This window comes from Luteimonas sp. Soil_N_1, from assembly GCF_057656255.1.
In genome coordinates, this window is sequence record NZ_JBDGKS010000001.1 from 489,735 (window position 1) to 515,326 (window position 25,592).

A 25,592-nucleotide genomic window follows, 5' to 3' on the forward strand; every position below is an offset into this window, starting at 1 on the left:
TGCACGGGGTGCGGCACGGACCACATGCCTCACCCACCTGAAGCGCCGGCGCGCCTGCACGAAATCCCGCACGCGGCCGCGTTAGGATGCGGTTCCCCACGCCGTACCCTCAGATTCCGCATGAAGGCCCGCACCCCCGACGCATCGCTGGTGGCATGAGCAAAGCGAAGCGCCGCGCAGGTGGCCGGGCACCGTCCCGGATCGAACGTCTGCAACCCTGGATCGCCGCGTTCGTCAGCGCGGTGCTGCATGTGCTGTTCGCGTATCTGATGCTGACCTCGCAGCCTATCGTCTTCACCCAGCCGCAGGGGTCGTCGGCCGGCAGCCCGATGGCGGTCGAGTACATCGGCATCACGCCGCCGCAGCCGGTGACCGCACCCGTTCCGAGCCCGCCGCCGCAGACCCCGCCCGCGCAGGCCGCGCCGGCAACTTCGCGCGTACAGACCACACGCGTCGATGACCCCGCCGAGCCGCTGCCGCCTGACGAAGCCGCGCCCGTCGAGTCCACGGCCGAGGTGCGTCCGCCGCGCCCTGCGCCGCCGGCCCCGCCGACGCCACCGCAGCCCGCGCAGTCGCAGGCCGCCGCCAGTCCGCCGGATGCGCAGCGTCGATCGCGTGTCTGGGGCCAGCCGCCGGGCATGCTGCCCGAGGCCACCGCCGCGGTGAACGCCGGCACCGAGCGCACGTCGCGCATCGGGCAGGGGCGGGGCCGCGACTCGGTCTCCGATCGGCCCAGTCTCGAGGTCGGCGGCTACCAGGTCGTCTACGACACCACCAGCGAGACCCGCCTGCGCGAGTGGCGCGACCAGGGCATCACCGAGCTTTTCATTCCGCTGCCGGGTACCCGCGACTACATGGTCTGCCCGCTGGAGACCGCCATCCGCCGCGAATCCAGCGACTGCCGGATGCTCTCGCCGGAGGATCCGGAGATGGCCAACATCGGCGATGCCCGCGAGGTCATCGGCTTCCATCGCGTCTATCGCCGCGGCGAAGTGATGTGGCGGGGACCGGGCCCGTACCGCTGACCGGACGCGTCCGCAGCCGGGCGGACAGCTAGGGTCGGCCCGAGTGTTGCGCGCGTGGCGAGGCGTCTAATGTTGGCTCTGACTCCCTGCCGACTGGACGCACCATGGCGCCCTCCGTTGCCCTCGCCGATTCAGGCCGCGTCTACGCCCTGCCACAGCAGCAGACCGCGCCGCCCCCGCCGCCGGTGGCGGATGACTACCGCGCCGGTACCCACGGCCTGAGCGAGAGCCTCCAGGGCACCTCGCCGGACGCCCGCGACCAGCTCATGGCGATGATGGCCAACGGCGCCTACGCGCCCGACAGCCCCGAGTACAAGCAGGCCCTGGCCGATGCCGGCTGGAGCGCGCTCACCCCGCATGCCGACGGCGTCAGCCTGACCGACCAGCACGGCAACCGCATTCCGATCGATCCCGACCTGCTCACCGACGACCGCTCCGGCTTCCACGCCGAGATCTACCAGCACGAGGACGGCGGCTACGTGGTCGCCTACCGCGGCTCGGAAGTCGGCATGGAACAGAGCCAGATCATGGACTGGGTCAACAACGGCCAGCAGGGCGTGGGCCTGGACTCGGAGCAGTACAGCAGCGCCATCGAGCTGGCCAAGCGCGCCGAGCATGTCTTCGGCGACGGCAACGTCGCGCTGACCGGGCATTCGCTCGGCGGCGGCCTGGCTTCTGCTGCCGCGCTCGCCACCGGCGCCTCCGCCGTGACCTTCAACGCCTCGGGCCTCAGCAACGAGACCCTCGAGAGCCTGGGCTTCAACCCCAACGACATCCGCGACACCGTCGCCGACAGCGGCCAGGTGCGCCGTTACGCCGTCAACGGCGACCAGCTCACCGCAGCCCAGGAAGACATCCCCCTGCTGCCGGTCATCGGCTCCCCGCCCGACGCCGTGGGCCATGCCCTGCGCATCGACCCGCCGCCGGGCACCGGCTTCGGTGACCTGCATGGCGGCGGCGGACCGGATGCGGTCTACGTCGAGGCCTTCGAACACGCCACGCCCACCGATCCGTCGCTCGGCCCGAGCAACGGGCAGGTGCTGGGCGGCCTGGTCAACACCGGCATCGATACCGCCGGCGGCACGCTGGCCACCGGCATGGACGCGCTGGGCGACCAGATGCGCAACGGCCCCGGTGCCACCCCGCAGAGCTGGGTGGTCGGCAGTCTGCTCAACGGTGCCAGCACCCTGGTCGACCACGGCAGCGATGCACTCGGCAACGTCGTCGGTGCGACCACCTCCGTCGCCACCGATACGCTCGCCGCCGGAGTCGATGCCTATGCGGACCTGCAGTTCAATGCCCTGGCCTCCGGCATTCGAGAGGTCGTCGATCTGGGCGGGGACCTGACCGGCACGTTCTCCGACCTGAAGACCGGGGCCGGTGAATTCATCGACGGCATCTCCGAGGGCCGCACGATTGCCGCGACCTCCGGCCTGCTGGGTGACGTCGCCGATGCCGGCCTCGACACCGTTGGCGATGTGCTCGACGGCACGGTGAGCCTGCTCGGCGACACGATGCAGAACACCACCAATGCCGCAGGCGGATTCGTGCGTGACCTGGGCCGCATCAGCGGTCTCGAGACGCCCGCCAACGCAGTTGCCGGTTTCGTTGAAGGCACCGGCAGCGTGGTCAGCAATGTGGCCGATGGCGTCGGTGACGTGCTCGACGTGGCCGCCGACAAGCTCGGCGACGGCGTGGAAGCGGTGGCCGACTTCGCCGGTGACGTGGGCCAGAACGTCAGCGACTTCGCCGGTGACGTGGCCCGCAACGTCTCCGACGGCGCGCGCAATGTCGGCCGCGGCATTGCCGATGGCGCCGGCAAGGTGGCCGACTTCCTCAACCCCTTCAACTGAGTCGTCGCGTGCCTTGCGCGCGACGCACCTGCGAAGCGGATGCGTACCTGTTCCGGCCTGATGCACCTGCGCGCGTCTTAACGCGCGCTGCGGCATGCTGCGTACCATGACCCGCCGCCCATTTCCGCACCTGCTGCTCGCCGCACTGATGCTGGCGGCTTCCGGCTGCACGCAAGGACACGACTCCATGAGCAACGACGCGCGCGCATTCGACAATCCCGCACAGGCGCAGTTCGTCACCGCCGTACGCGAAGGCAACGCCACGCTCGCCCGCGAACTGCTCGCGTCCGGCGCCAATGCCAACGCCACCGATGAAGCCGGCACGCCTGCGCTCAACTGGCTGATCCGCCAGGGCGACCGCGACGCCGTGCGCCTGCTGCTCGAACTCGGCGCCGACCCCGCACGCGGCGATGCCAAGGGCCGCACCGCACTGCACGAAGCGGCGATGTCCAAGGATGACAACTGGATCGCCCTGCTGCTCGAGCAGGGCGTGCCGGTCGACGTGCCCAACACCCGCAACGGCCAGACCCCGTTGTTCGATGCACTGCGCGCCCGCGAGCCCGACAACATCGACCGCCTGCTGGCGGCAGGCGCGAAGCTCGACGTCCGCGACCGCAGCGGCACCACGCCGCTGCACCAAGCCGCGCTGGTCAACGACATTCCCTCGGTGAAGCGTTTCATGGAAGCCGGCGCCGACCCGCGCGTGGCCGACGACACCGGCGCCACCGTCGACAGCTATCTCTACGACGGCGATCCCTCGGTCCTGGCCGCACCGGTGCGGCGCGATTACGAGTGGATCCGCGAACGTCTGGGTCCTGCGACGACGCACTGACACGGCACGCGACGCGCACTCGAGAAGTTCGCCGATGCGCATTGCAGTCCTGGCATCCGCCGTCGTCCTGGCCGGGCTCGCCGGCCTTGCGTCCGCACGCGAGCCGGCCGCTTGCTACGCCCGCACCTACGACGCTGCGCATCTGGCCGCGCACCCCCGCCAGCAGGTGCGCGAGATCCGGGTCCGTACCATCGACAATCGCGACACCGCCCAGACCGACTACGACATCCGCGTCCGCTTCCTCGACGACGATCGCGAGTTCCGCATCCAGCCCGGCTGCAGCGAGAGCAGCGGGCAGATCCAGTGCATCGTCGAATGCGACGGCGGCGTCATGCGGCCGTCCTACCAGCGCAACGGCAACCTGCGGATCGAAACCCGTTATCTACGCGCCGAAACCGGCACGGTGCCGCCCGGCGAAGTGCTCGGCTGCGCGCTGCCGGTGACTCGCAGCATCGCCGACCAGGTCGCGGACGGCAGCGGCATCGAGACGGTGTTCGTGCTGCAGCCACGCGAAGCGGCTGCGTGCGACGGGTAGCGCCGGCAACGGAGCAGGGTTCCCGGCACGCCTGCGCGCGCACTCCATGCAACGCGATCGACGTCGAAGATGCGTGCCGGAACGTCTGACGTGGTGCGCCCGGGCACTCGCCCGCACCCCGCACCCGGGCGTGCCACCACCGGCCTGCGCACAGGCGGCACATCGCACCCTCTACGATGCGTGATCCCGACCGGTTGACCAGCACCTCGACGTCGGTCGCGCGCCGATGCGACCGTCTGCCGATCGGGATCCGGACCATCGCCCGTGCAGCGCCCGCACACCCGACAAGGACGCCCGTGATGCCAGCCCGACGCAACGCCACTTCCACACGCCCGCCTGCGCGCATCACGACGCGCATCGCTGCCCTGCTGATCGCCTGCCTCGCCGTGTACACGCAAGGCGTATTAGCCGAAGACGTCACGGCGCCGGCATCCGACGCCGCCGCCCCGGCCAGCTATTCGATCTCGCTGGCCGGTGGCGGCGCGTACTGGTCGATCCGGCTCAACGGCGTAACCGTCTGGCGGGACTTCCAGGCACGCGATGTCACGCTCACGCTGCCGGTGAATGCCTACCTGCGCGAAGGGCGCAACGAGGTGGACGTGACCTTCGTGTCCGTCGCGGGCTCGCCATTCGCCTACAACGTCGCCAGCCCCGACTTCCATTTCGCCGCGACCCTGGTGCGCGTCGACTCCGCAACGCGCGCACGCGATCGCGTGACCCTGTTGAACCTCGCGCTCGACAGCGACAACGCGGTGCGTTTCCCCGACAAGACCCACGCCGGGCTGCCGCCGGACACACGCACCACCGCACCGATGAAAGTCGGCGAAGACCGTCAGGATGCCTACGAACTGGCAAGCGGCTGGGACGCCGACGCGCAGCGCGCACGCCGGGTTACCGCGCATTTCCAGCTCGACGATCCGCTGCCGGCGCCGCCATGGGCCGAGGCCCCGGTGATCGCCGACACACCGGACACCCGCGCGGCGCTTCTGGCGGCCTATCGCGATCTGCACGCGACCCTGCACACGGGTGACCACGCGCGGGTGCAGGCCGCATACGGCACGACGTGGCAGCACATCGCACGTTCGACCTACGGCTGGTCCATGGAGACGTTCATCGCGAGGACCAGGCCCTTCGCGGCGCTCGCGCCCGACGGCCTGACACTGCAGCCGCTCGATCTGGTGCTCGGTCCCGACCGGTTCCGCATCGAACGCATGGCGGGCGGCCGCCTGCTGCGCATCGTGCCCGACCCCATCGTCTGGCGTGCGCATCCCGGCGCCGAAGACGTCACCACCACGAAGGTCGCGTTCTTCCAGGGCGCGGACGGCCGTCTGCAGGTCGGCGCGGTGCTGTTCTGACGGCGCCGCGCCCGGTCGCGCCGACGCCCGGTCAGGGCGCTTCGCGCACCGGTGCCGGCGTTGCAGTCGCATCGAACGCCTGCGCCGCAATCCAGTCCGCCACCGCCTCGCCGTTCGCCAGGCCCGGCGTCACGATGTCGAAGTGGTCGGGCGCAGGCGGCGCGAACACCTCGACCGGATCGCCTGCGGCCTTTGCCATGTCGATGTAGCCCTGCATGAAGGGGCCGAGCTCGGCGGTGACGAACAACTGGCGTACGCCCAGCGGCAGATGGTCCGACGGGCTCGCCGCGCGATACGCATCCGGCAGCTGCGCAGGCGTGCCGCCCATCAACGGCACGATCACCGGCTGGCCACAGACCTGCGCATCGATGCCGATCATCGGCGCCAGTGCACCCGGCCCGTCGATCGCCACGGCAGCTCTGATACGCGGACTGTTTGCGGGTGGCGTCCACGGCGCCGCGAGCTGACTGCGGGCGGGCGCCCACAACGCGAACAGCGCACCGGCCGAATGGCCGACCGTCACCACGCGATCCAGATCCAGCGGTTGGCCCTTTGCTACCGTGCCCAGATGATCGATGCCGGCGGCCACGTCCTCGAACGAGCCCGGCCAGCCACCGCCCGGATGTCCCACACGCCGGTAGTCGATGTCCCAGGTCGCGATGCCGCGCTTGCGCAACATCTCCGACAGACCGGGCAGCCCGCTGCCGCCGAGGTCCGCCATCCAGCACCCGCCGTGGATCACGATCGCCACCGGGAACGGCCCGTTGCCATCCGGAATCCGCAACTGGCCACGCTGTTGCGGGCCTGCGCCGTAGGCGAAGGTGGCCGTCGGCGGCGGCGCGGCTGCATCGGCGTCCTGCTGGATCTGCATCGCCGACTTCGGCGCAGGCGCCGCGGCCGTCGTCTGCGCCCGCATCGGTGTGGCCTGCAGCGCGAGGCCCGTCAGCACGACGGCGGCGGCAAGAACGGAAAGACGGCGTCCGCTGGTCATGCAGGCATTCCCCTTGGTCGCGACGCGACCGTCCAGAACCTCAACGCAGTGCCGGGGTACGGAAGGCCACGCATGCAAGGCGCGCACGCCGGATGCGCCGTCGACACGGCGCGCGTGCCCGGTCAGCGCCTGACTCGCGTTCGCCGGGCGTCTCCAACACGCCGCCGCAGCTGCGTCTGATCTCGTCGTCGCCGTCGTCCGGATGGCCGCCACAGCCATCGACCCGACGCCCTTCGCAGCACGTCTGGCACGATGCCGCACCGTTCGCTGCACTGCGCCTGCCATGACCCGAATCCTGTCCGTCCTGGTCGCACTGGGGTTGCTCGCCGGCTGCGCCAGCCAGGCGCCGCTGCAGATGCAGCGCAGCCCGGACGATGTGCGCGCGGAAATCCTGCGCAAGCTGCCGGCCAGCCTCGACGACCGCGCGGGCTGGGCGAACGACGTCTATGTCGCGCTCACCGCGCAGGACATCGCGCCCACCAGCGAACACCTGTGCGCCGTGCTGGCCGTGACCGAGCAGGAAAGCACCTACACCGCCGATCCCGCGGTGCCCGGCCTGCCGGAGATCGCCCGCGCCGAGATCGACCGCCGCGCCGGTGCGCTGCACGTGCCCGGCTTCCTGCTCAACGCCGCCTTGCGGCTCGACTCGCCCGATGGCCGTACCTATGCGCAGCGGCTGGAGCGCGTGCGCACCGAGCGCGACCTGAGCGAACTCTACGAAGACTTCATCGGCGTCGTGCCGCTGGGCAGGCGCCTGTTCGCGGGCCTCAATCCCGTGCGCACCGGCGGTCCCATGCAGGTCCGCATCGACTTCGCGCAATCGCATGCGCGTGGCTACCCGTATCCGGTGGCGCAGGGCATCCGCCAGGAAGTGTTCACACGTCGCGGCGGCCTGTACTTCGGCACCACGCATCTGCTGGGCTATCCCGCCAGTTACGAGACACAGCTGTACCGCTTCGCCGACTTCAACGCCGGCTGGTACGCCAGCCGCAACGCCGCCTTCCAGAACGCGGTGACCGAAGCCTCGGGCATCGACCTCGCACTCGACGGCGACCTGCTGATGCCCGGCGCGAATCTCGACACCCCCGGCGCCACCGAGCGCGCCGTGCGCGCGCTGGGTGGCCGCATCGACATAACTGACGCGCAGATCCGCCGCGCGCTGGAGCAGGGCGCCACACCCGGTTTCGAAGAGACCACGCTGTACACCCGCGTCTTCGCCCTTGCCGACGCAGCCGCCGGCACACGGCTGCCGCGCGCCGTGTTGCCGGGCATCGTGCTGGAGAGCCCCAAGATCACCCGGAGGCTGACGACCGCGTGGTTCGCCAACCGCGTGCAGGAGCGGTGGGAACGCTGCATGCGGCGGTGAGCCGCGCGCCCGGCGGTCAGGCCGGCGCGCACAGGACGAACCCGGGCGGACCGTTATCGCAAAGCGTCAGCCGGCCGCGCCGCGGCGCCGGTGAAGACACCCTTGGCTACGTCCCCGGTCTGCCAGCCGCGGTCGGCGTCCTGTCCGGTCACCCACCAGGTGTGCGCATCGATGCGCAGCGGTCCGCGCACGCGCTCATGGAAACGCGTGGGCAGCATCACGCCATCCAGAGCGCGATAGCCGGTCATCGTCGTGTCCACGTGCGCGCCCTGCGTGGTCGGAAATCCGTTCAAGGTCAGATGCACGCGGTGCAGCAGGTGCGTCTGTGCATCGAACCACGCGATCACCGTATCGTTCGCGGCCTCGCCGAAGCCCGGCGCGATCTCCACCCGCACGCGCGCATAGCGCTGGCCGCCGTCCTCGACATCGCTCATGCGCGTCACCTGTGTCGCGCGGGCGGCCAGGAATGACGGCCCGAAGTGGAACAACTCGAACGCATCGGTCGTCATCGCCGCAGCCTGCAGCGTCTCCGGGTCGGTCGCACGCACGCCGTCGTAGTACACCTCGATGCTGCCGGGCCTGCGCACTACCTGCTTGATGCCCTTGGGCCCTTGCGAGCGGATCGCGTGGAGGCCCTGCGCCGGCGCGTACCGTGTGTCGGCCGTCACCCGGTACCCCGCATCGGTGACCACGGGCTGGATGCGCTGGATCAGCGATTCCCACCGCCCGTCGCTCGCGAAATTCAGGTCGCCACTGCGTTTGCGCAGGTCACCACCATGCGCCTCCACGCTCCGTGCGAGCACCGCCGCCCCATCCAGTCCGTCGGCCGCCACGTACGGCGCGGCGGCACGCGGAAAGCCTGTCGCACACCCGGCCAGCCAAAGGCAGGCCAGCAGCATCACCACCCTATTCACGATGCGCATTGCAGACACTCCCGCGATTGGTCTGCATTGGCTTACGGCGTCTGGCGGCGAACAGATCACCAGAGTTCAAATCATCCGCCCGTCGTGTCTCCGCTCTGCGCACCTTCCCGGCGCGTCGAACGCCACTCGCCAGTCCGGTCACGAGCACACGGTGGGCGTGCCGCGCTGATCAGCTTCGGCACGTGTAGTAGCGATGCTCCGTGTCCAACGCCTGCTGCCAGCCGTTCGGCAGGCGCAGCATCACCAGGCCACTGATGCATGCAACGCCGTAGCGCTTCGCGTCATCGGTGCCATGCGCCGGCACGCTCAACACGCGGGTCGAAGGCTGTGGCCGCCCCATGATCCGCGCCACGCTCTGCTTCGTCCGCGCGTCGCTCTGCTCGCAGGTTGCGGAACAGATGCGCGTAAGGATTGGCACGCTGGTCTCGGGTGATGACGCTGCAGTCCTGCGGCTGGCCGTAGCTGATGTCGCCATAGCGGCAGGACTGAGCCCACGCGATTTCGGGCGCCAGAAGCCCTACAAACGAAAAAAACGCAGGGGACCTCCATGTCCAACGGCTATCTAGTTCGCGCCGTAAGTGAACTTGGAACCGCGATCTGCGCCCTCACGCCGGAGCCAGATTTAGAAGAATCATAATCTGACCCCCGTTCTCGTCCTAGAACCAATCCCACAAACGAGCTTGGTTGCCTAAGCTTCAAGCTCACTACTAATTAATGGCAAATCGCAGCGTAGTTGAAGTAGATTGCTGTGAACGACGGAGGGGGGGGCACGGATGGCAGGCACACAAAGACGAAGAAAAGTTCTGTTCGATCTTCCCAGTGCAGAGGATGCATTCTCGGGTGGCGGGCACATGCGAACGGCCAAGTCTCTCGCGGAAACGATAACGGAGTTTGACGAGCAAACGCGATCAATTGGCCTGGAGGGGCGATGGGGATCCGGAAAGTCGACTATCGTCCAGATTGCGCGTGAATTACTTCACTCCGGGAACTCTCCCAAGCGCTATCACGTCTTCACCTTTGATTTCTGGGTCAACCAAAATAGTGGATTTCGAAGATCTTTCCTCGAAGAAATAATCTCTTGGCTCGAAGGGATTGAAGGATCCAATGCGGCAGAAATAAACGATATTAGGGACAGAATTAGAAACCGATCAGTCGAGACAAAGACATCAAGCAATAAGGTCTTCAGCGCCTTTGGATTGGTCGCTTTGCTGTTCTTACTAGTTCTTCCGACCGCGTACATGTGGATTAGTCCTGCGGCGGTAAATGCACCGGGCAATGGGGCATTATCTTTACTTTCTCTGGCTGCCCTTTGCGTCATGGCGGTAATAACGTTAGGGATCGTAGTAATCAAGTACAGGTCCCTTCGACCAAAAGCAGGTAACAGGCTCAATACGTTTGTTAACTCTGCGTCCGCTACTTTATCTGTATTCTCGAAGGAAGCCGAGGTTGTTCACATTAAGCAGAATATTAGAGAAGTGGACCCTAGTCAGCACGAGTTTGAGAAAACACTAAAAGAAATTCTGTCTTGCTTTCAGACGATAGATCGTCGCGTAATCGTTGTTTTCGACAATATTGACAGGCTCCCGTCCGACAGGATCTCCAGTGCGTGGTCAGATGTTAGGTCGGTGCTTAGCTCCAGTAAGCTCGATGATGATCCGTCAAAGAAAATAACCGTACTTGTTCCATATGACAGAATTCATGTTCTAAGGGCATTAAGTGCGGAAAATGAGGATACTAGTGACTACGAAGACATCTTCAGAAAGTCCTTCGATGCGATTTTCTTTGTATCTCCGCCCGTAGTTGCAGACGCGGCCGATTTTTTTCGCACGAAGCTACGGGAAGCGCTGGGCGACGGGGTCCTGGATGAGCAAGTATACCGAGCCTATAAGATCTTTAGTCTTTCTCGCGCAGATGACGCCGCCACACCCAGGCACACAATATCTTTTATTAATGCACTGGCAATTCTTTGGGAGCAGTGGGACGAGATTATCTCAATTCCCACTATCGCTACCTATCTTGTTCACCGATCAGCGATAGAGAGAGATCCGAAGTTACTGAGAAGCGAAGATAGTTTCGACCGGCGATTCATAGAGCTTGCTGGTGACGAAGACATCTTCAAGAACCTGGCGGCACTTTCTTTTAACGTAGAACCTAGGGTAGCGCTTCAGGTTCTACTGAATAGGAAAATTGAAGAAGCTTTTACGGGCGATGATGAAGACCTCGCAAAAGAACTCTCCTCTGCGCCTGGCTTTGACGTCATTCTTCCTGATGTTTACAACGAGTTCGCAAAGGCGTGGGCGAGCAACTCGCCGACCCAATTCAAAAACTCCTGCAGGAATCTGGGGGCTCTGGATCCGCTGGCATTGAGTACCTTAGACTGTAAATCTAGATTGTTCCAAGAAATAGATAACTTAGTCCCATCGAAATCGGCAGAGCTAAAAGACATTCAGGATTTAAGTGGGCTGATTAAAGTTTGCTCAGTTCACGAGGTTGTGCGCTGGACTTCTGGTGTTTCGAGATGGCTATATCGTTCTTATCCAGAAAAAGAGGATGACCTTACGTTTGAGATGGGAGCTTCATGGATCGTCCTAATAGGCTCCATGTTGAGTGCTTTGGAGGAAAAACATGGTGAAGAGGCCGCACGCGCGGCGTTAGCGACCATCGTTGTTCCAAGGGGGAGGGAGTTTTTGGTTGGTGCTGCGTACGATGCAGACACCGTATCGCTATCAATTTCCGACCTAAAGAGCGCGCAGATTCCATCACCCGTTATCTTGCTTTCACTAGAATCAAGGTTGGCCAAGCGTCCATATGAGTTCTACTATGCGTGGCCTGAGCTACGCCACTTTGTAGATAACGATGAAGTGCCTGCGCTAGTTGAGAAAGCTGCCACTGCCGTATCTGACAGAGTCTCTTCCGAGGGCGGAGCGCCTCTCGAGGGATTGATTTGGTGTTTCCGACTTCTTTTAGAAGACAATTTAAATGATGAGCGTTCTATAGCGGCGCGGGCCGCAATAATGAAGGGCGGGAGCTTTTTCTACGCGCTTCATCGCTTTAGCGATCCTGATGAGTCGCCGGTTGGTCTCAGGGCGGCACTGTTGTTTGAGATCATGGATTACTATCGCTCAAGGCCTTTTCCGAAGATTGCGGTGAATCATCCGCAGTTGGGCCAGTTGAATGTGCAGAGAGATTATTCAAGAGATATTTTGGCTGGCGGAACGGACGAAGCAGCCCTGCTGGATGCCGTTATTGAGCGCGGAGTCCAATGGAGGAAGTTTGATGCGTGGATCAATTCCGCATCGCAGCGGCCGGATCACAATGGGCTTGTGGCATCGATTATTGGGCAGTGGATACGCGGGAGCGATTACTACCCAGTATCATTGCGGACAATCATTGATTGCCACGCTTTTTTGAGATCTTTGCTAGGTCAAGACATTAATATTGTTCTCCAGAATGTCGAGGGAGATAAATTATCTTCGGAGCTGAAATCAGTTGATATGTCTGTGGTCTCGGCAGACCTTGTTGAGGATTTATTATCTAGGGCTGAGCCGGGGTGGATAAATTTCATGAGTGCATTTGACGCCTGGATTAAGGCTCTGGACCGAGCTGCATGGTCAGAGGCGCTCGCTACTCGCTCTGGGTTGCTAGGTGTTCTAAGTGCGCGTTCCACAGGTGAGCACGGTTTTGAGATTCCACCGGCCCAAATAAGGACGCCGCTCTGCGAGCATGTGATCGGTATTTTCTCGGGAGCTATTGATTTTCACGCGGATCTCGACAGCTTATTGGGCGCTCTTCCTAAGCATAGTCTCGAGGGCCTTGGTTATGACGTCCTAGAGCGGTTGCAGGATTCTATATCGACTGCTAAGGGTGCTGAGGATGCCCTTAGGAGCTGTCCTGGCTTTATTGCGCGTCTTCCGTTTGCGAAGCATCCAAATGTAGTAGCCAGAAAATTGCTGCTGCCACTGATTGAGTCCAGATCGCCACTGCTTTTAGACTTTCTTGGAGAATGTAGCTTCGTGCTACAGACGGCACTTGCTAACGCGTCGGAAGATGTTCTAGGTGAGGTCCAGGAGTTCATTGGCTTGGGTATCGACGAAGAAGGAAGCTCATGGAGATGCGAGATCCGCAAAGCGCTGGGCCTTCCTGAGCCTGTGATATCTACCCCGGATGATGCCGATAGACAAGAAGATTAGAAGTGAGGATGGAGTTAGCGGAGTATTGAGTCCGAAGAACTGGATCACGTTCTAAGGTTTCCCCACGTTTTAATGGGCAGTGATCGTTTGCATTCCAGCCATCTGGATGCGGGTTCAAGCGGCCATCGTCTGACCAGCGCTTCGCGTTCGATGAGCATGGTCAAGCAGAGCTCGCGTGCTGCGGCGGGGTGAGAGCCAGTGCGCAACGCCGGTCGCTTCGCAGCCCAGGCCTGCGAGCCAGCTGCCGAAGCTCGCGAGCGTGCTCACCAGAAGAAGCATCTGCAGCCGAGCACCTAGGAGCTAAGGGTTCCAGATTCACTTCTAGCCGCACCACTGCGACTCACACGGCACCCCATCCTTATCCCCATCCATCTTCGTGTTCGGGCAGTTGCGGATGAAAAACGTCGCTTCCTCACAGGACCGCATCTGCGAACAGTGCTGGCGGCCATCGCAGCTGAAGCTCCGGGCCGGCGTCGGCAATACACGCGTCGGTGCGGCTCGCGGTGGCGTGGCGGTCGCGGCGATCGGTGTCATCGCCACAGGTTCCGGCGCATGGAAGTGGCGATAGCCGCCCCACGCGGCGGCGGCGACGAGCAGCAGCACGATCAGAAAGCGCATGGCGGGTTCTGCCTGGTCGGTGGCGAAGGGGAACAGCGATAACCGCGGGCAACGGTCATCGCGTGCCGCGGCATGTGGGAAACGTCGTGCAGCCCCAGAAGGTGCTGTTTGCGCGGCGGTTGGTGCGTTCGACCATCGCGCTGCCGCAGCGTGGGCAATCGGGTGTCGCTGCGATGGCCGTCATGGCGTTGGCGAACGCGGGTTCGATCCGGGGCGCGGGCATCGGCGTCGATGGCGGCACAGGCGCGCGGGCTGCGGTCTGCACGTCGCGGATCATTGCCAGCAGGGTGGCGCCATCGATCAGTTCGATCGGCTTGCCGGCGGCGAAGCGCGCAGCGTCCCTTGTGAATCCGCCGACGGTCGCGATGCGCACGGCGTGTGCGCCGTGGTGGTTGAGCAGGCCGTACATTTCGCGCACGACGTTCACCGGCACTTTCTCGCGGCGCCATTGCTTGCACTGCACCAGCGTGCGTTGGCCGTGCTTGCGTAGGATCAGATCGATGCCGCCGTCGGCGCCGCCCAGACCGGTTTCCTCGACGCTGTAGCCCTGACGACGGAAGGCTTCGCCGACGAGACGTTCGAAATCGCGCCAGCCGATGGACGCGAGACTATCGAGGCCGGTGCGGGTGTCGAGCAGGCGGCGGCGCTTGTGGGCATTGGCGAATGCCACCAGCGCGCATAGCGCGCATGCCGCGAGGAATATCCATGCGAGCGGCGCGAGCGATGCACTCGCATTTGCCAGCGCTTGCGCGAACGGGCCGTCCTGACGCGCGAAGAATGCCGGCACGCCGTGCCGGATGCCTGCGTATCCGATGAGTCCGACTACCAGTGCGACCGGCCACGGCAGCCGTGCCAGGTCGCCGAAAAAACCGCGACGTCCGCGTTCCATGCGAATCCCCCTTCCCCTGGCGGCGACCATAGCGCGTCAGGCGGGCAGTGGGAATCTCCGGGCAAACGGACGCATGCGGCAGTACGCCGTTGCGGTGCAGGGCAGCGGCGTGCACCTGCAGTCGGCGACGCGCCGCGTGCCGTGGGCCGGCAACCGGGCTATCGTGCCGCCCTGTTGAGGAAGACGCCCCGATGAAGAAGACCTACGACCCACCGTTGACGCAGAACTCGAACGCGCCGCTGTTCCGGTTCGACAAGGCGATCGAAAAGGCGCACCAGCGCGTGACCGCCGCGATGGACATGAAGCGCCATCACACCAGCCACAGCCTCGCGCAGGAAGTGATCCGCGAGGCGCGTGACGCATTGCGGAAGGCGGAACAGGCACGCGAGGCCAAGGTCCGGGAACTCGCGCAGAAAGCCGCCGAGATCCAGGCGTCACGCAACAAGTAGGTGATGTGCGACGTGCGGGGCGGACACGCACGGAGGCGTGTGATGCCGGCGGGTGCAGGTCCTGCCTGGATCGTTCTGACACGGACAGATGGCGCAACGCCATGATCAGTCCGGCCGGATGCGCGCCATGTCCGTCAGGTCGTGGCCGCAACACATCGATGCCCGCGCTGCGCGGCAGGCCTCAGGACCTGCCGCCGCTGGAACGCACATCGCCGCCCGGAGGCGGCGATGCGGTGGAACCCACGCCAAGACGGCGCGGAGGCTGCGATGGACGCGTCTCAGCGGGCGAACGCGATCCGGTCGAGGGTGTTGTCCGACGCCTTGATCCAGACATTCAGTTCGCGGCCGTGTGCGGTGCGGCCACCGGCCACAGCCGCGCCGTCGTCGGCCTGATGCGGCTCGAAGATCACCTGGAACGTGCCGTCCTCGGCGGGATGCACGTGTACGTGGAAATGCGCGAGGTCGGCGTCGGGCTGCTTGTCCTTGAACACCGGGACGGCCGCAGCCAGCGCAGCGGCGCGTGCGCCGTCGAGTTCGATGGGGGCGGGGGTGGCACCGGCGCCGTGGGCGGCCTGTGCGAGGGAAGCGAAGGCGAGCGTGCTCATGAGCAGGATCCTGTTGAAGACCATGGTGAGACCTCCGGCAAGCGAAGTGCGGTGCGCGTAGACCCGCGATGCGCCGTCAGTTGATCAGGGTGTCCTGGCGCGTCACGCCATCATACTTTCGGAAATCGCCGCTCGGCGTGGAGACGTAGATCTCCGAGCCCCAGACGCCCCGGTCCGCCAGACGCTTGTCCTGCGCCGAGAACTGGTCGCTGTTGAACTCGTCGCCCGCCTTGTCGGTGCGCGTGCCGTCGGCCTTCGAGTAATCGGCGTGGCCGTGGTAGCACGCGACCAGCTCCATGCCGTCGGGCTGGGGCACCTGGCCGGGATTGAAGCCGTCGAGCGTGCCGCCCATCGGCGTGGTGACGTGGAACTGGCCGGTATCGGGATCGCGGAACACCAGGCCACCGTTCTCGAGGTTGATCTCGATCGACAGCGGGTTGGAGTACTCCATCATCGCGATGGCCGCCGCTTCGCTGGTGGCGAACGGGCCGAGCGTGGTGCCCGGCGGCACCAGTGGCGCGACTTCGGACACGTTGACCGGCACGGTGCGGTCGTCGGCGATGGCGATTGCGGCGCGCCCGGTCAGGACTTCATCGGTCAGCGTGCCGCCATTGGCGGTTTCCAGACCGGCGACGAGGTCGTAGGCGTGGGTGCGCTGCTGTTCGGTAGCCGTGGACGCGACCAGCGTGTCGACGACCTGCTCGTAGCGCGGGTTGTCGCGCGCCGGATTGGCCTGCGCGGCGGCGAGGTGCTGGGTCGCGGCGGTGGCACCGCCGGAAATGGGATCGAGGCTCATGGGGCGTACCCGTGACTGGACACCTGCAGGCTCGTCCGCGGCGGCTGCGCGGACAAGCTGGGGCCGACCCTAAGTCCGCGCGCGGTGTTCAGCCGCGACGCCCTCAGAACAGGGCGCCCTGCTCCGGTGGCGGCTCGGCTGCGGAGATCGCTGCGGGCGCCGCCGGCGCATCGATGTCGACGCGTGCACCCAGCCGCCAGCCCAGGCCCGACCAGCGGCTCGCATGACGTTCGAGTGCGGCGCGCAGCACCGGTGCGCCACCGACGACGTGCAGTGCGCTGCGCGCGCGGGTCATGCCGGTGTAGACCAGCTCGCGCGACAGCACGCGGTTGAAGCGGTCGGGCAGGACCAGCCACACGGTGTCGAACTCCGAGCCCTGCGCCTTGTGCACGGTCATCGCGAATGCGCTGTCGTGCCCCGGCAGCGCGGCGGGATGGAAGTGCCGCGGCGTGCGTGCGTCGTCGCCGGGGAACCAGGCCATGACGCTGCCGTCGGTGTCGGCCAGGCACACGCCGATGTCGCCGTTGAACAGGCGGTGGCGATAGCTGTTCTCGGTGATCAGCAGCAGGCGGCCGTGGAAATACGCCGCGCTGCTGCCACGCCGCGATGCGCCACCGGTGCCGCTGCCTGAAAGCATCGCTTCGATGCGTGCATTGAGACCGCGTGCGCCCTGCGGCCCCTCGCGCACGGCGGTGAGAATGCGCAGGCGCGACGCACGCGCGAGCGCTTCGGCGGGATCGCGGGTGTCGGCGAGTGCGGTCCAGTGTGCGAGCAGCGCGTCGCGATGGACCTGCAGCGGGTCGGTCTCGTGTTCGTGGAAGTGCACGCCCGACAGCGCGCCACCGCGCAGCAACGACAGCGCGGTATCGGCATCGCCGTCGCGCACGGCGGTGGCGAGCGGGGCGAGATCGAGCGCCGCGCTCTGGCGGTAGCCGCGTTGCAGGTGGATGCGGCGGCCGGGAAATGCGGGCGATGTCGACGACGGTGTCGGTCGCGTGTCCGCAGCGGCCGATGCGCCGAGCAGGCTTTGTAGCGCGGCCGCATCGTCGTCGGCCAGGGCCGTGCCGTCACCGGTCGCGCCGAGGATGCCGCTCAGCACGTCGCCTGCTTCGACCGACGGCAGCTGGTCCGGGTCGCCCAGCAGCACGAGGCGCGCGCCGTCAGCGACGGCCTCGACCAGCTTCGCCATCAGCGGCAGGTCGATCATCGAGGCTTCGTCGACGATGACGACATCGCACGGCAACGGGTTGTCGGCGTGGTGCCGGAAGGTCGGCGAATCGGGAATGGTGCCGAGCAGGCGGTGCAGCGTGGTGCCCGCAGTGGGCAGCGCGGCGAGCAACGCGGCATCGACACCGGCTTCGCCCAGTGCCAGTACGGCGCGGCGCAGGCTTTCGGCCATGCGCTCGGCGGCGCGGCCGGTCGGCGCCGCCAGTGCGATGCGGGGCGCGGGGCGCCCGGCCTGCAGGGCCTGCGCGACCAGCAGCACCAGCAGGCGGGTGATGGTGGTGGTCTTGCCGGTGCCGGGGCCGCCGGTGACGAGCACGAGTGCATGGCGCAGCGCGACGGCTGCGGCGCGCGCCTGCAGGTCGGCGTCAGCGGCATCGCGCGCGGCGGGGAACAGCGTGTCGAACAGCGGCGCAAGCGTGTCGAACGCATCGAGCTCTGGCGTGGCGGCGCCGATGCGGCGCAGCCCCTGCACGAGGCGGTGTTCGTACTCGCGGTAACGCCGCAGGTACAGCAGGTCGGCGCCGTGCGCGCCTTCGAGTACCAGCGGCATGTCGGGCGCGGCATCGGTATCTGCCGCCTGCGGCGTGGACACCCAGCGCGAGGCCTGCAGCGCGGCGCGCCAGACGTCGGGCGCGGGCCAGGCGATGTCGGCATCGATCAGGCGCTTCGGGTCGGCCGGCGAGAAACCTGCGTGGCCGTTGGCGACCGCGAGCGAGGCCAGCGCGGCAGCCGCGAGTACGAGATCGGGTGTGTCGGGATCGAGCCGGCGCAGTGACTGCGCCAGGGCGTGGTCGAGCGGGCGCAGCACGCCGGCCTCGCGCAGGGACGTGAGCAGGCTCATGCGGCGTCCTCCACCGCGACACCGGCGAAAAGGCCATCCAGCGCGTGCACCAGCTCGGGCGCGAACCGCCAGACGCGCACACCGGGCGCATCTTCTCGCGTGGCATCGAGGCCGCGACAGAACAGATAGCGCGCGCCTCCGAAATCGCGGGCGTAGTCGTAGCCGTCGCCGAGGCGGAAGCGCAGCCAGCGGTGCAGGGCGACGGTGTAGATCAGCGCCTGCAGGTCGTACTCGCTGTGCGCCATCGCCGCTTCGAGGTGCGCGGGCGCGTAGCCGGGCAGGCGGTTGGTCTTGTAGTCGAGCACGTACCAGCGGCCATCCACGAGGTAGGTCAGATCGATCAGGCCGGTCATCAGGCCTTCGAGCCGACGGCGCAGGCCGAAGCCGCTGCGCGCGGTCGAGATGCCGTGCGTGTGCAGCAGCGCGAGCAGCGCATCGATGCGCGTCGGCGCCAGTGCGAACTGGAACTCGATCTCGGGCCGGCGCCGGTCGGCCGGTACGTCGGACAGGCGCACGCCTTCGGGCAGCGGCACGGTCAGGGTCTGTCCGACCAGCGGGGTAAGCACGGCGAGGCCGTCGTCGATGTCCTCGCCGGTGTAGCCGGCCGCGCGCAGGCGCTCGACGATGATGTCGGCATCCGCTGCAGGCGCCGCGTCGCCGGGCGTCCATTGCGACCAGCGGGCGAAGTCGCTGCGCTCGAGCACGTCGTGCAGCACCACGCCGAAACGCGCGCCGGCGAAACGCGGGTCGAAGGTGTCGGTGTCGGGCGTGGCGTCCAGCGTGGCAGCGGGTTCGTCCTGTCCACCGGGCGCGGGCTGTGTGGCGGCGCTCGACACGTCGCTGCCGGCATCGGCATTCGACAGCTGGGTGAAGCTGTAGACCCACCAGTCGCTGGCGAGGCTGCGGCTGGCGATGCGTGCGTCGGGCACCGCGTCGTCGGACTCGGGCGGCATCCACGGCAGCGTGTCGGGCGGCGGCTGCGTGTCGACCTGCAGCGCATCGCCGAGTGCCGTCTGCAAGGCAGCCGGCGTGTCGATCATCCGCGCGATCGCGGCCTTGTCGTGACTGAAAAACGGACCACCGGCGAGCCACAGCGCGTGGCGGGCGCGGGTCAGGCCGACGTACAGCAGACGCGCATCCTCGGCGCGCTGCGCATCGTTCCAGCGCGCCTTCGCCGCGTCCCAGCCGGAGGTCTGCTGCAGCAGTTTCCAGTGCAGCACACGGCCGTCGTCGCCGGGCACGCTGACGTGGCGTCCGGCGTCGCGCGGCTTGCTGCCGATGCCGGCGAACGGCAGAAACACCAGCGGATATTCCAGGCCCTTGCTCTTGTGCAGGGTGACCACCTGCACGCGGCGCGCGTCGGATTCCAGCCGCAGCAGCTGGCTGTCGTCGTCGCTGCTGGCCGCGGCGATCGCGTGCGCCAGCCAGTCGACCAGGCCGTGCAGGCCCAGTGCGTGCGCCTGTGCTTCCTGCAGCAGTTCGGCCAGCTGCAGGTAGTTGGTGAGCCGGCGTTCGCCGTCCAGCAGTGCCAGCAGGCGGCCGGCGTGCTCGCTGCACAGGCCGGTGATGAGGGCGAGCGGGCCACCACGCTGCAGGCGGTCACGCCAGCCCAGCGCGGTGTGCTGCCAGGCGCGCAATGCATCGCCATCGCGGCTGTCGGCAGGATCGCTGAGCGCGGCGATCCGCGACGCGTCCTCGCCGACGAGCACCGTCGACAGCGCCATGCGCAGGCGGCCGTCGTCGGCGCCGTGCAGCAGGGCGAGCAGCAGCGCATGCACGTCGCGCGCCTCGGGTGTGGCGAACAGGCTCTGCTTGCCGGCCGCGACCGCGGGAATGCCGACCTGCGCCAGTGCGCTGCGGATGCGCGTGGCTTCGGCGTGGCTGCGGACCAGCACCGCGATGTCGCCGGGCTGCACCGCGCGGCCTTGGATGGTCGCGCGTCCTGCGCGCGATTCGCCGAGGACGGCGTGGATTGCAGCCACGCAGGCCTGGGTGGCGAGCTCGCGCGACCGGCCGGCGCTGTGCGGCTTCACCTTGCCGGCGTCGTCGGGCTCGGGCGGCGGCGCCTGCCACAGCGTGAGTGCGGGCGCGGCGGCGCCGTTGCGGAGGAAGTCGCTGTCCTGCCGCACGCCACCGGGGGCGACTTCGAAGAACGCGATGCGCGGATCGACGAACGGAGGCGGCACCTTGTCGGGCGCGGCCTCGTGCGCGTGCTGCGCCTGTGCGTACAGCGCGGCGATCGCGCGCAGCACGCCGGGACGCGAGCGGAAGTTCGACGACAGCGGCGGTGCGGGCTCGGCAGTGGCACGCGCGGCCAGATAGGTTTCGACGTCGCCGCCACGGAAGCCGTAGATCGCCTGCTTGGGATCGCCGATGACGAACAGCGCGGGCGCGCCACTGGCGACGCCGAACACGCGTTCGAAAATCCGCCACTGGCGCGGGTCGGTGTCCTGGAATTCGTCGACGAGCGCGACCGCGTACTGCGCACGCAAGCGGGCGACCAGCGCGTCGGCTTGCGGCCCTTCGATCGCATCGGCAACGTGGTCGATCAGATCGTCGTAGGTCTGCACGCGCTGCTGCTGCTTGAACCGCGCGACGCGGTTGCGCGCATCGCTGCGCAGGCGATGCAGCAGCTCGACGCGGCGCGCGTCCTGGAATTCTGAGACGGCTGCGAGCGCGTCGATGTAGGCCGGCACCGCGTCGCAGATCGTCGATTCCGGCGTGCGCCCCGCACCGCCCTTGCTGGTGCGGGCGAGCAACGTGTCGCGGGTGAGGTTGCCGAGCTTGTCGTGCGCGAACGGCGTGTCGGGATTGCCGGCGGCGCACCAGTCGCGCAATGCATCGAACAGTGCGTGGATCCACGCGGCCTTGTAGCTGCCGCCGTGCAGCACCTTGTTCTCGACTGCGGTGAGCAGGGCCGCGCGGAAGTCGTCGCCCTGCGCGGACACCGCGTCATGCAATGCGGTGGCCGCACGGCGCAGGCGCGGCGTGGGATCGTCGGGCAGTTCGGCCAGCGCCGGTCGCAGCACGCGCTCGCGCACCAGCGGCGACAGGTCGCCGGCCAGCGCGGTGTGGCCCGCGGGCCACAGGCCGATCAGATCGTCCGCGGCATCGGCGTCGACGCCGTGCGCGCGCCACAGGTCGGCCGCGATCGCATCACGCAGGCGGGCGTCGTCGGCCATCAGTTCGGGCGCGTCGAAGCCCTGGCCCGATTCCAGTGCGTGGTCGCGCAGCACGCGCGCGCAGAAGCCGTGGATGGTGAAGATCGCGGCGAGGTCGATCTCGTCGGCGGCGATGCGCAGGCGGCGCTGCAGGTCTGCAGCGGCTTCGTGACCGGCGCCGAGATGCCCGTCGATCACCGCGCGCGTGAGCGTTGCTTCCGGCGACTCGCTTGCACACGCCGGTGTGCCGACCAGTTCGGCCGCCAGCACGAGGCGCGCGCGGATGCGGCTGCGCAGTTCCTGCGTGGCCGCTTCGGTGAAGGTGACCGCAAGGATCTGCCCGATCCGCAGGCCGCCCTCGACGACGAGGCGCACGACGAGCGTCGCCAGGGTGAAGGTCTTGCCGGTGCCGGCGGAGGCTTCGATCGCGCGGACGCCGTCGAGCGGCAGATCGAGGAATGGATCGCGTGCGGCGTTCATTCGGCGTCTTCCATGTCGAGTCCGGCGGCCAGGGCGCGCAGGGCGTCTGGGTCGGTGCCGTCGTAGCGCTGACCGGCGGCGACGGCGAGGAAGATCGCCATTGCCTGGTCGACGAATGCAACGCGTGTGGCGGCATCGGCGAAGGGGTCGCGGCCGCGCAGGGCGAGCCGGAGCGCTTCACCGTTGCCCTCGCCCCAGCTGCGGTCGCTGCCGCGCCACTTCTTCGCGGCGGCATCGAGGCCGCGTTCCAGCGTAGGCGCGTCGTAGAGCGCCCAGCCGCTGTAGGGCGCGAACACCAGCGGTGCACGCAGGCCCTGCGCACGCATTGCGACCAGCTGCGCCAGGACCTCGCGCGCCTCGGATGCGGGCAGGTGTCGACGCACGTGCGGTCCCTTGCCGAACTCGCCGGCATCGTGGAACTGCACCATCGGCGTGCCGAGGCCGGCGGCTTCGGCCAGCAGCCAGTCGAGTCCGTCGCGGATGGTCGAGTTGCCGTTCGGCGCGTCGAAGCGCAGGCGTGCGATGCCCTGCGGGTAGACGTCGCCGATACGGCCGTGCAGGCGCAGCGGGCCGTGGCCGGGGATGTCGAGATCGACCTCGACACGCGGCGCATCGGCCGGCGCGCCGGCGCGCCAGTCACCGAACAGGTCGGCGTACGCGTCCACCTCGCGATGCACCGCTTCGAGCGTGCGGCGGCCGAGCGGCCCGGACGGCAGCAGGCCACGCGCACGCAGCAATGCCTGCGTGGTCGCGTCGTCGTCGCCGCGCAGTCGTGCATCGAAGACCGCGCGCTGCAGCTGCTGTTTCTCCAGTCCGCGACCGGGGCCGAGCAGGGGCTCGATGTCGCTGTCGACGTCTTCGACCTCGGCCAGTCGCAGGCCGAGGCGTTGACGCAGGAACGCATCGGCCGGCGCCTGCAGGAACCGCCGCAGCGTGTCGAGCGACAGCGAGGTCTCGGGTTCGAGCGGTGGCAGGGCGGCGCCGTCGAACCACGGCGGCAGCGGGTGACGGCGCTGCGTCGGCGCGGCGGCCGCCGGCCACCACTGCGCGCGGTAGGAGAAGCGTCGCGGTTCGTCGCCGGCGCCGAACGCGGCAGGCGCGAACGGCTGCAGCGGGTGCTGCACGACCAGTGTTCTTGCGGCGTCCGATTCGGGTGTGTGCTGCGCGGCTGCGGCGGCCAGCAGTTCGGTCACCAGCACCGAGGGTTCGCGCGTGCTGCCGTCGCGCGGGTCGGCGCCCTGGTAGCTGACGTAGAAGACATCCTGCGCCGCGGCGAACAGCTGCAGGAACAGGAAGCGGTCGTCGTCGCGCGTCGACCGGTCGCCGGGCCTGCGCCGGTCGGTGCCGAGTTCGGCGACCAGACGGTTGAGGCCGGCGGCGGGATCGCGCCGCGGGAAGTCGCTATCGTTCATGCCCAGCAGGCAGATCGCGCGGAACGGCAGCAGGCGCATCGGCACCATGCGGCCGATGCTGATGCCGCCGGTCAACAGCGGCGCGCGCGTGTCGGCTTCACCGAGCACACCCGCGAAATGGGCGCGCACCGCCTCAGGCGGTACCGGCGCATCGAATTCGGCGCGCTTCGCTTCGCTGGCGAAGTCGTCGACCAGCGTGCGCAACCGGTCCAGTGCACGCTGGGTGGACGGCGAGGTCGGCGTGCGCGGCAGCAATGCATCCAGCAGGCCGAGCAGACGTGCGCGCCAGGCATCGGGCGGCATTGCCTCGCCGAGCACGCGCGCGTTCTGCGCCAGCACGCGCAACAGGCGCAGCAGGGTATCGAGCGCATCGAGCGCACTGCCTTCGAGATCCGGCAGCGGCGCGACCTGCTGGCCGTTCGCCGACACGATCGACGCATCGCTGCCGCTGGCATGGCCGAGCAGCAGACGGTCGAGCGCGAACGCCCAGGTGTAGGCATCGTCGGCGGGCGCATCCAGACGCGCGCGATGCGCGGCGTCGAGCCCCCAACGCGCCCCGGCAGCGCCGAGCCATGCATGCAGACGGTCGAAGGCCACGGCATCGAGTCCGGCGGCTTCGGCCAGCGGTGGACTGGCGAGCAGGTCGAGCGTTTCGTTGAGCCCGAAGCGCGCGACGGGCAGACCCAGCAGGCGCACGAACACTTCGGCCAGCGGCTCGCCCGCGAGCGGACTGGCATCGGCCAGCGCATACGGCATCGCGCCGTCATGGCCGCGACCGCCGAACACCGCATCGAGATACGGGATGTAGGGATCGATGTCCGGCGCCAGCACCGCGACTTCGCGCGGCTGCAGCGGCGGGTCGAAACGGGGATCCTCGAACAGCGCCTGCAACTGGTCGTGCAGCACCTGCAGTTCGCGCAGGCGGGTGTGGCAGGCGTGCACCTGCAGGCTGGCGTCGTGACGGTCGACGGCGTCGCGCAACGGCGCGCCGGGTGTCGCGCGGCGGTGGAACAGGTCCGACTGCAGGCGCTGCAGCAGACCGTCGCGATGCGGTCCGCGCGTATCGGGATCGACATGCGCCGGAATCTCGCCGGTCGGATGCACCACCTCGTACCCGCCGAGCACCGCCATGAAGTCGCGACCGGCCGCGCCCCAGGCCTGCAGCAGGGGATTGTCGGGCGGCGCGTCGATCGCTTCGCCCGGGCGCGCGCGCTGCAGGTCGCCCCAGTAGTCGCGCGTCGGCGACGGCACATAGAAATGCAGCGTGCCGACCCGCGCCTGCGTCGCCAGCACGCGCAGCACGTCGGGCGAGACATTGAGCGTGGCGAACGCGAACAGCCGCGGCGGCAGGCCTGCGGGCAAGGGGGCGCTGCCGGATTCGAAGCGGTCGAGATAGGTCTGGATGCGACGCGCGCGATGCGTGTGGTGGCGCGCGACCCGCCGCCACAGCATCGCCTGCGGATCCTCGGCATCGGCGCCGCCTTCCCAGCGCAGCAGCCACTCGCGGCGCCACGCCTGGTACTTCTCGAACACCGCCGCGAGTTCACCGGCCAGCGACCACGCGCGCAGCGGGTCGGCACCGTCGACGTGTGCGGCCAGTGCACGCAACGCGGGCTGGGCCATGAAGCCGGTGTCGGTCAGCGCGGCGTAGAGATGCCAGCGCAGCGTCGCGGCATCGAGTTCGGTGTCGTCGGCACTGTCCCCGGACGGCCGGTTGGCATCGAGCGCCTGGCGCACGAACTCGCCCGGCGTCAGGAACTCCAGATTCGCCGCCACGCCATGCGCGGCCGCGAGCGTCGCCTGCAGCCAGCGCCGCATCGCGACCTGCGGAATCAGCACGATGTCCGGCGCCAGCGGCGACTGCCCGGGCACCTGCTCGCGCAACTGCGCCGCCATCAGCGCAGCAAGCACGTCGAGCGCGTTGGAGTGGTAGACACGGAAGTCGGGCGCGGGCGATGCGGTCATCGGGATGATTGTGCCGCAGTGCGTCGCATTGCCTGCGATCCGATGGACCGCGTACGAGGACGGTTGCCGTTCCCAATGC

Annotated in this window: 18 protein-coding genes and 1 pseudogene; 8 read left to right on the plus strand and 11 right to left on the minus strand. The window is 67.5% G+C overall.

The window, feature by feature from the left end; genetic code table 11:
- Nucleotides 1-155: 155 nt before the first annotated feature.
- From AC3A4E_RS02325 to AC3A4E_RS02345, 5 genes are all read left to right on the plus strand, one after another.
- Entirely contained in the window at nucleotides 156-1,025 is an 870-nt protein-coding gene (locus tag AC3A4E_RS02325; RefSeq protein WP_487629966.1) for a type II toxin-antitoxin system RelE/ParE family toxin, read from the plus strand.
- 104 nt (nucleotides 1,026-1,129) lie between these two features.
- On the plus strand, nucleotides 1,130-2,878 hold the full coding sequence (locus AC3A4E_RS02330; RefSeq protein ID WP_487629967.1) for a Tle-like phospholipase domain-containing protein: 1,749 nt from the start codon (nucleotides 1,130-1,132) through the stop codon (nucleotides 2,876-2,878).
- A gap of 187 nt (nucleotides 2,879-3,065) precedes the next feature.
- The gene (locus AC3A4E_RS02335) at nucleotides 3,066-3,710 is read left to right on the plus strand and encodes an ankyrin repeat domain-containing protein (protein ID WP_487629968.1); all 645 of its coding nucleotides are present in this window, start codon (nucleotides 3,066-3,068) and stop codon (nucleotides 3,708-3,710) included.
- A 34-nt stretch (nucleotides 3,711-3,744) separates the two neighbouring features.
- Nucleotides 3,745-4,245, plus strand: coding sequence for a hypothetical protein (locus AC3A4E_RS02340; protein WP_487629969.1), 501 nt, complete (start codon nucleotides 3,745-3,747; stop codon nucleotides 4,243-4,245).
- A gap of 299 nt (nucleotides 4,246-4,544) precedes the next feature.
- Nucleotides 4,545-5,600, plus strand: a complete 1,056-nt coding sequence (locus tag AC3A4E_RS02345) for a hypothetical protein (RefSeq protein WP_487629970.1) — start codon at nucleotides 4,545-4,547, stop codon at nucleotides 5,598-5,600.
- 31 nt (nucleotides 5,601-5,631) lie between these two features.
- Here AC3A4E_RS02345 and AC3A4E_RS02350 read toward each other — a convergent pair whose 3' ends face one another.
- Nucleotides 5,632-6,591, minus strand: a complete 960-nt coding sequence (locus AC3A4E_RS02350) for an alpha/beta hydrolase family protein (protein WP_487629971.1) — start codon at nucleotides 6,589-6,591, stop codon at nucleotides 5,632-5,634.
- A gap of 283 nt (nucleotides 6,592-6,874) precedes the next feature.
- On the opposite strand from AC3A4E_RS02350, the gene AC3A4E_RS02355 reads away from it, so the two are divergent.
- The gene (locus tag AC3A4E_RS02355; RefSeq protein ID WP_487629972.1) at nucleotides 6,875-7,957 is read left to right on the plus strand and encodes a DUF1615 domain-containing protein; all 1,083 of its coding nucleotides are present in this window, start codon (nucleotides 6,875-6,877) and stop codon (nucleotides 7,955-7,957) included.
- 53 nt (nucleotides 7,958-8,010) lie between these two features.
- On the opposite strand, the gene AC3A4E_RS02360 is transcribed toward AC3A4E_RS02355, so the two are convergent.
- Both AC3A4E_RS02360 and AC3A4E_RS02365 read right to left on the minus strand, forming a co-directional pair.
- Nucleotides 8,011-8,880 (minus strand): hypothetical protein, encoded by an 870-nt coding sequence (locus AC3A4E_RS02360; protein WP_487629973.1) that lies wholly within the window; start codon nucleotides 8,878-8,880, stop codon nucleotides 8,011-8,013.
- A gap of 169 nt (nucleotides 8,881-9,049) precedes the next feature.
- Nucleotides 9,050-9,232 carry a hypothetical protein gene (locus AC3A4E_RS02365; protein ID WP_487629974.1) on the minus strand — a complete coding sequence of 61 codons (183 nt, stop codon included), beginning with the start codon at nucleotides 9,230-9,232 and terminating at the stop codon, nucleotides 9,050-9,052.
- Nucleotides 9,233-9,653: 421 nt separating this feature from the next.
- On the opposite strand from AC3A4E_RS02365, the gene AC3A4E_RS02370 reads away from it, so the two are divergent.
- A complete protein-coding gene (locus tag AC3A4E_RS02370) occupies nucleotides 9,654-13,070 on the plus strand; it encodes a P-loop NTPase fold protein (protein WP_487629975.1) in 3,417 nt (1,138 codons plus the stop codon).
- 44 nt (nucleotides 13,071-13,114) lie between these two features.
- Here AC3A4E_RS02370 and AC3A4E_RS02375 read toward each other — a convergent pair.
- The 3 genes and pseudogenes from AC3A4E_RS02375 to AC3A4E_RS02385 form a co-directional block, all read right to left on the minus strand.
- Nucleotides 13,115-13,364, minus strand: a pseudogene (locus AC3A4E_RS02375) (IS4 family transposase); the annotation flags it as partial.
- Between the two features lie 27 nt (nucleotides 13,365-13,391).
- Nucleotides 13,392-13,688 carry an excalibur calcium-binding domain-containing protein gene (locus AC3A4E_RS02380; RefSeq protein ID WP_487629976.1) on the minus strand — a complete coding sequence of 99 codons (297 nt, stop codon included), beginning with the start codon at nucleotides 13,686-13,688 and terminating at the stop codon, nucleotides 13,392-13,394.
- Between the two features lie 55 nt (nucleotides 13,689-13,743).
- Entirely contained in the window at nucleotides 13,744-14,577 is an 834-nt protein-coding gene (locus tag AC3A4E_RS02385; RefSeq protein ID WP_487629977.1) for a restriction endonuclease, read from the minus strand.
- Nucleotides 14,578-14,768: 191 nt separating this feature from the next.
- Between AC3A4E_RS02385 and AC3A4E_RS02390 the strand changes: the two genes are divergently transcribed.
- Nucleotides 14,769-15,026: a hypothetical protein gene (locus tag AC3A4E_RS02390; protein ID WP_487629978.1), complete on the plus strand. Its 258-nt coding sequence runs from the start codon at nucleotides 14,769-14,771 to the stop codon at nucleotides 15,024-15,026.
- A 278-nt stretch (nucleotides 15,027-15,304) separates the two neighbouring features.
- Here the strand turns inward: AC3A4E_RS02390 and AC3A4E_RS02395 are convergent, their stop codons facing one another.
- From AC3A4E_RS02395 to recC, 5 genes are all read right to left on the minus strand, one after another.
- Complete coding sequence (locus AC3A4E_RS02395) at nucleotides 15,305-15,631, minus strand: hypothetical protein (protein WP_487629979.1); 327 nt, start codon at nucleotides 15,629-15,631, stop codon at nucleotides 15,305-15,307.
- A gap of 76 nt (nucleotides 15,632-15,707) precedes the next feature.
- Nucleotides 15,708-16,427, minus strand: a complete 720-nt coding sequence (locus AC3A4E_RS02400; RefSeq protein WP_487629980.1) for a DUF4329 domain-containing protein — start codon at nucleotides 16,425-16,427, stop codon at nucleotides 15,708-15,710.
- 103 nt (nucleotides 16,428-16,530) lie between these two features.
- On the minus strand, nucleotides 16,531-18,495 hold the full coding sequence (recD, locus tag AC3A4E_RS02405) for an exodeoxyribonuclease V subunit alpha (RefSeq protein ID WP_487629981.1): 1,965 nt from the start codon (nucleotides 18,493-18,495) through the stop codon (nucleotides 16,531-16,533).
- Nucleotides 18,492-22,136: a UvrD-helicase domain-containing protein gene (locus AC3A4E_RS02410; protein WP_487629982.1), complete on the minus strand. Its 3,645-nt coding sequence runs from the start codon at nucleotides 22,134-22,136 to the stop codon at nucleotides 18,492-18,494. The genes recD and AC3A4E_RS02410 overlap by 4 nt, the downstream gene beginning before the upstream one ends.
- Nucleotides 22,133-25,513 carry an exodeoxyribonuclease V subunit gamma gene (gene recC / locus AC3A4E_RS02415; protein ID WP_487629983.1) on the minus strand — a complete coding sequence of 1,127 codons (3,381 nt, stop codon included), beginning with the start codon at nucleotides 25,511-25,513 and terminating at the stop codon, nucleotides 22,133-22,135. The genes AC3A4E_RS02410 and recC overlap by 4 nt, the downstream gene beginning before the upstream one ends.
- Nucleotides 25,514-25,592: the final 79 nt, after the last annotated feature.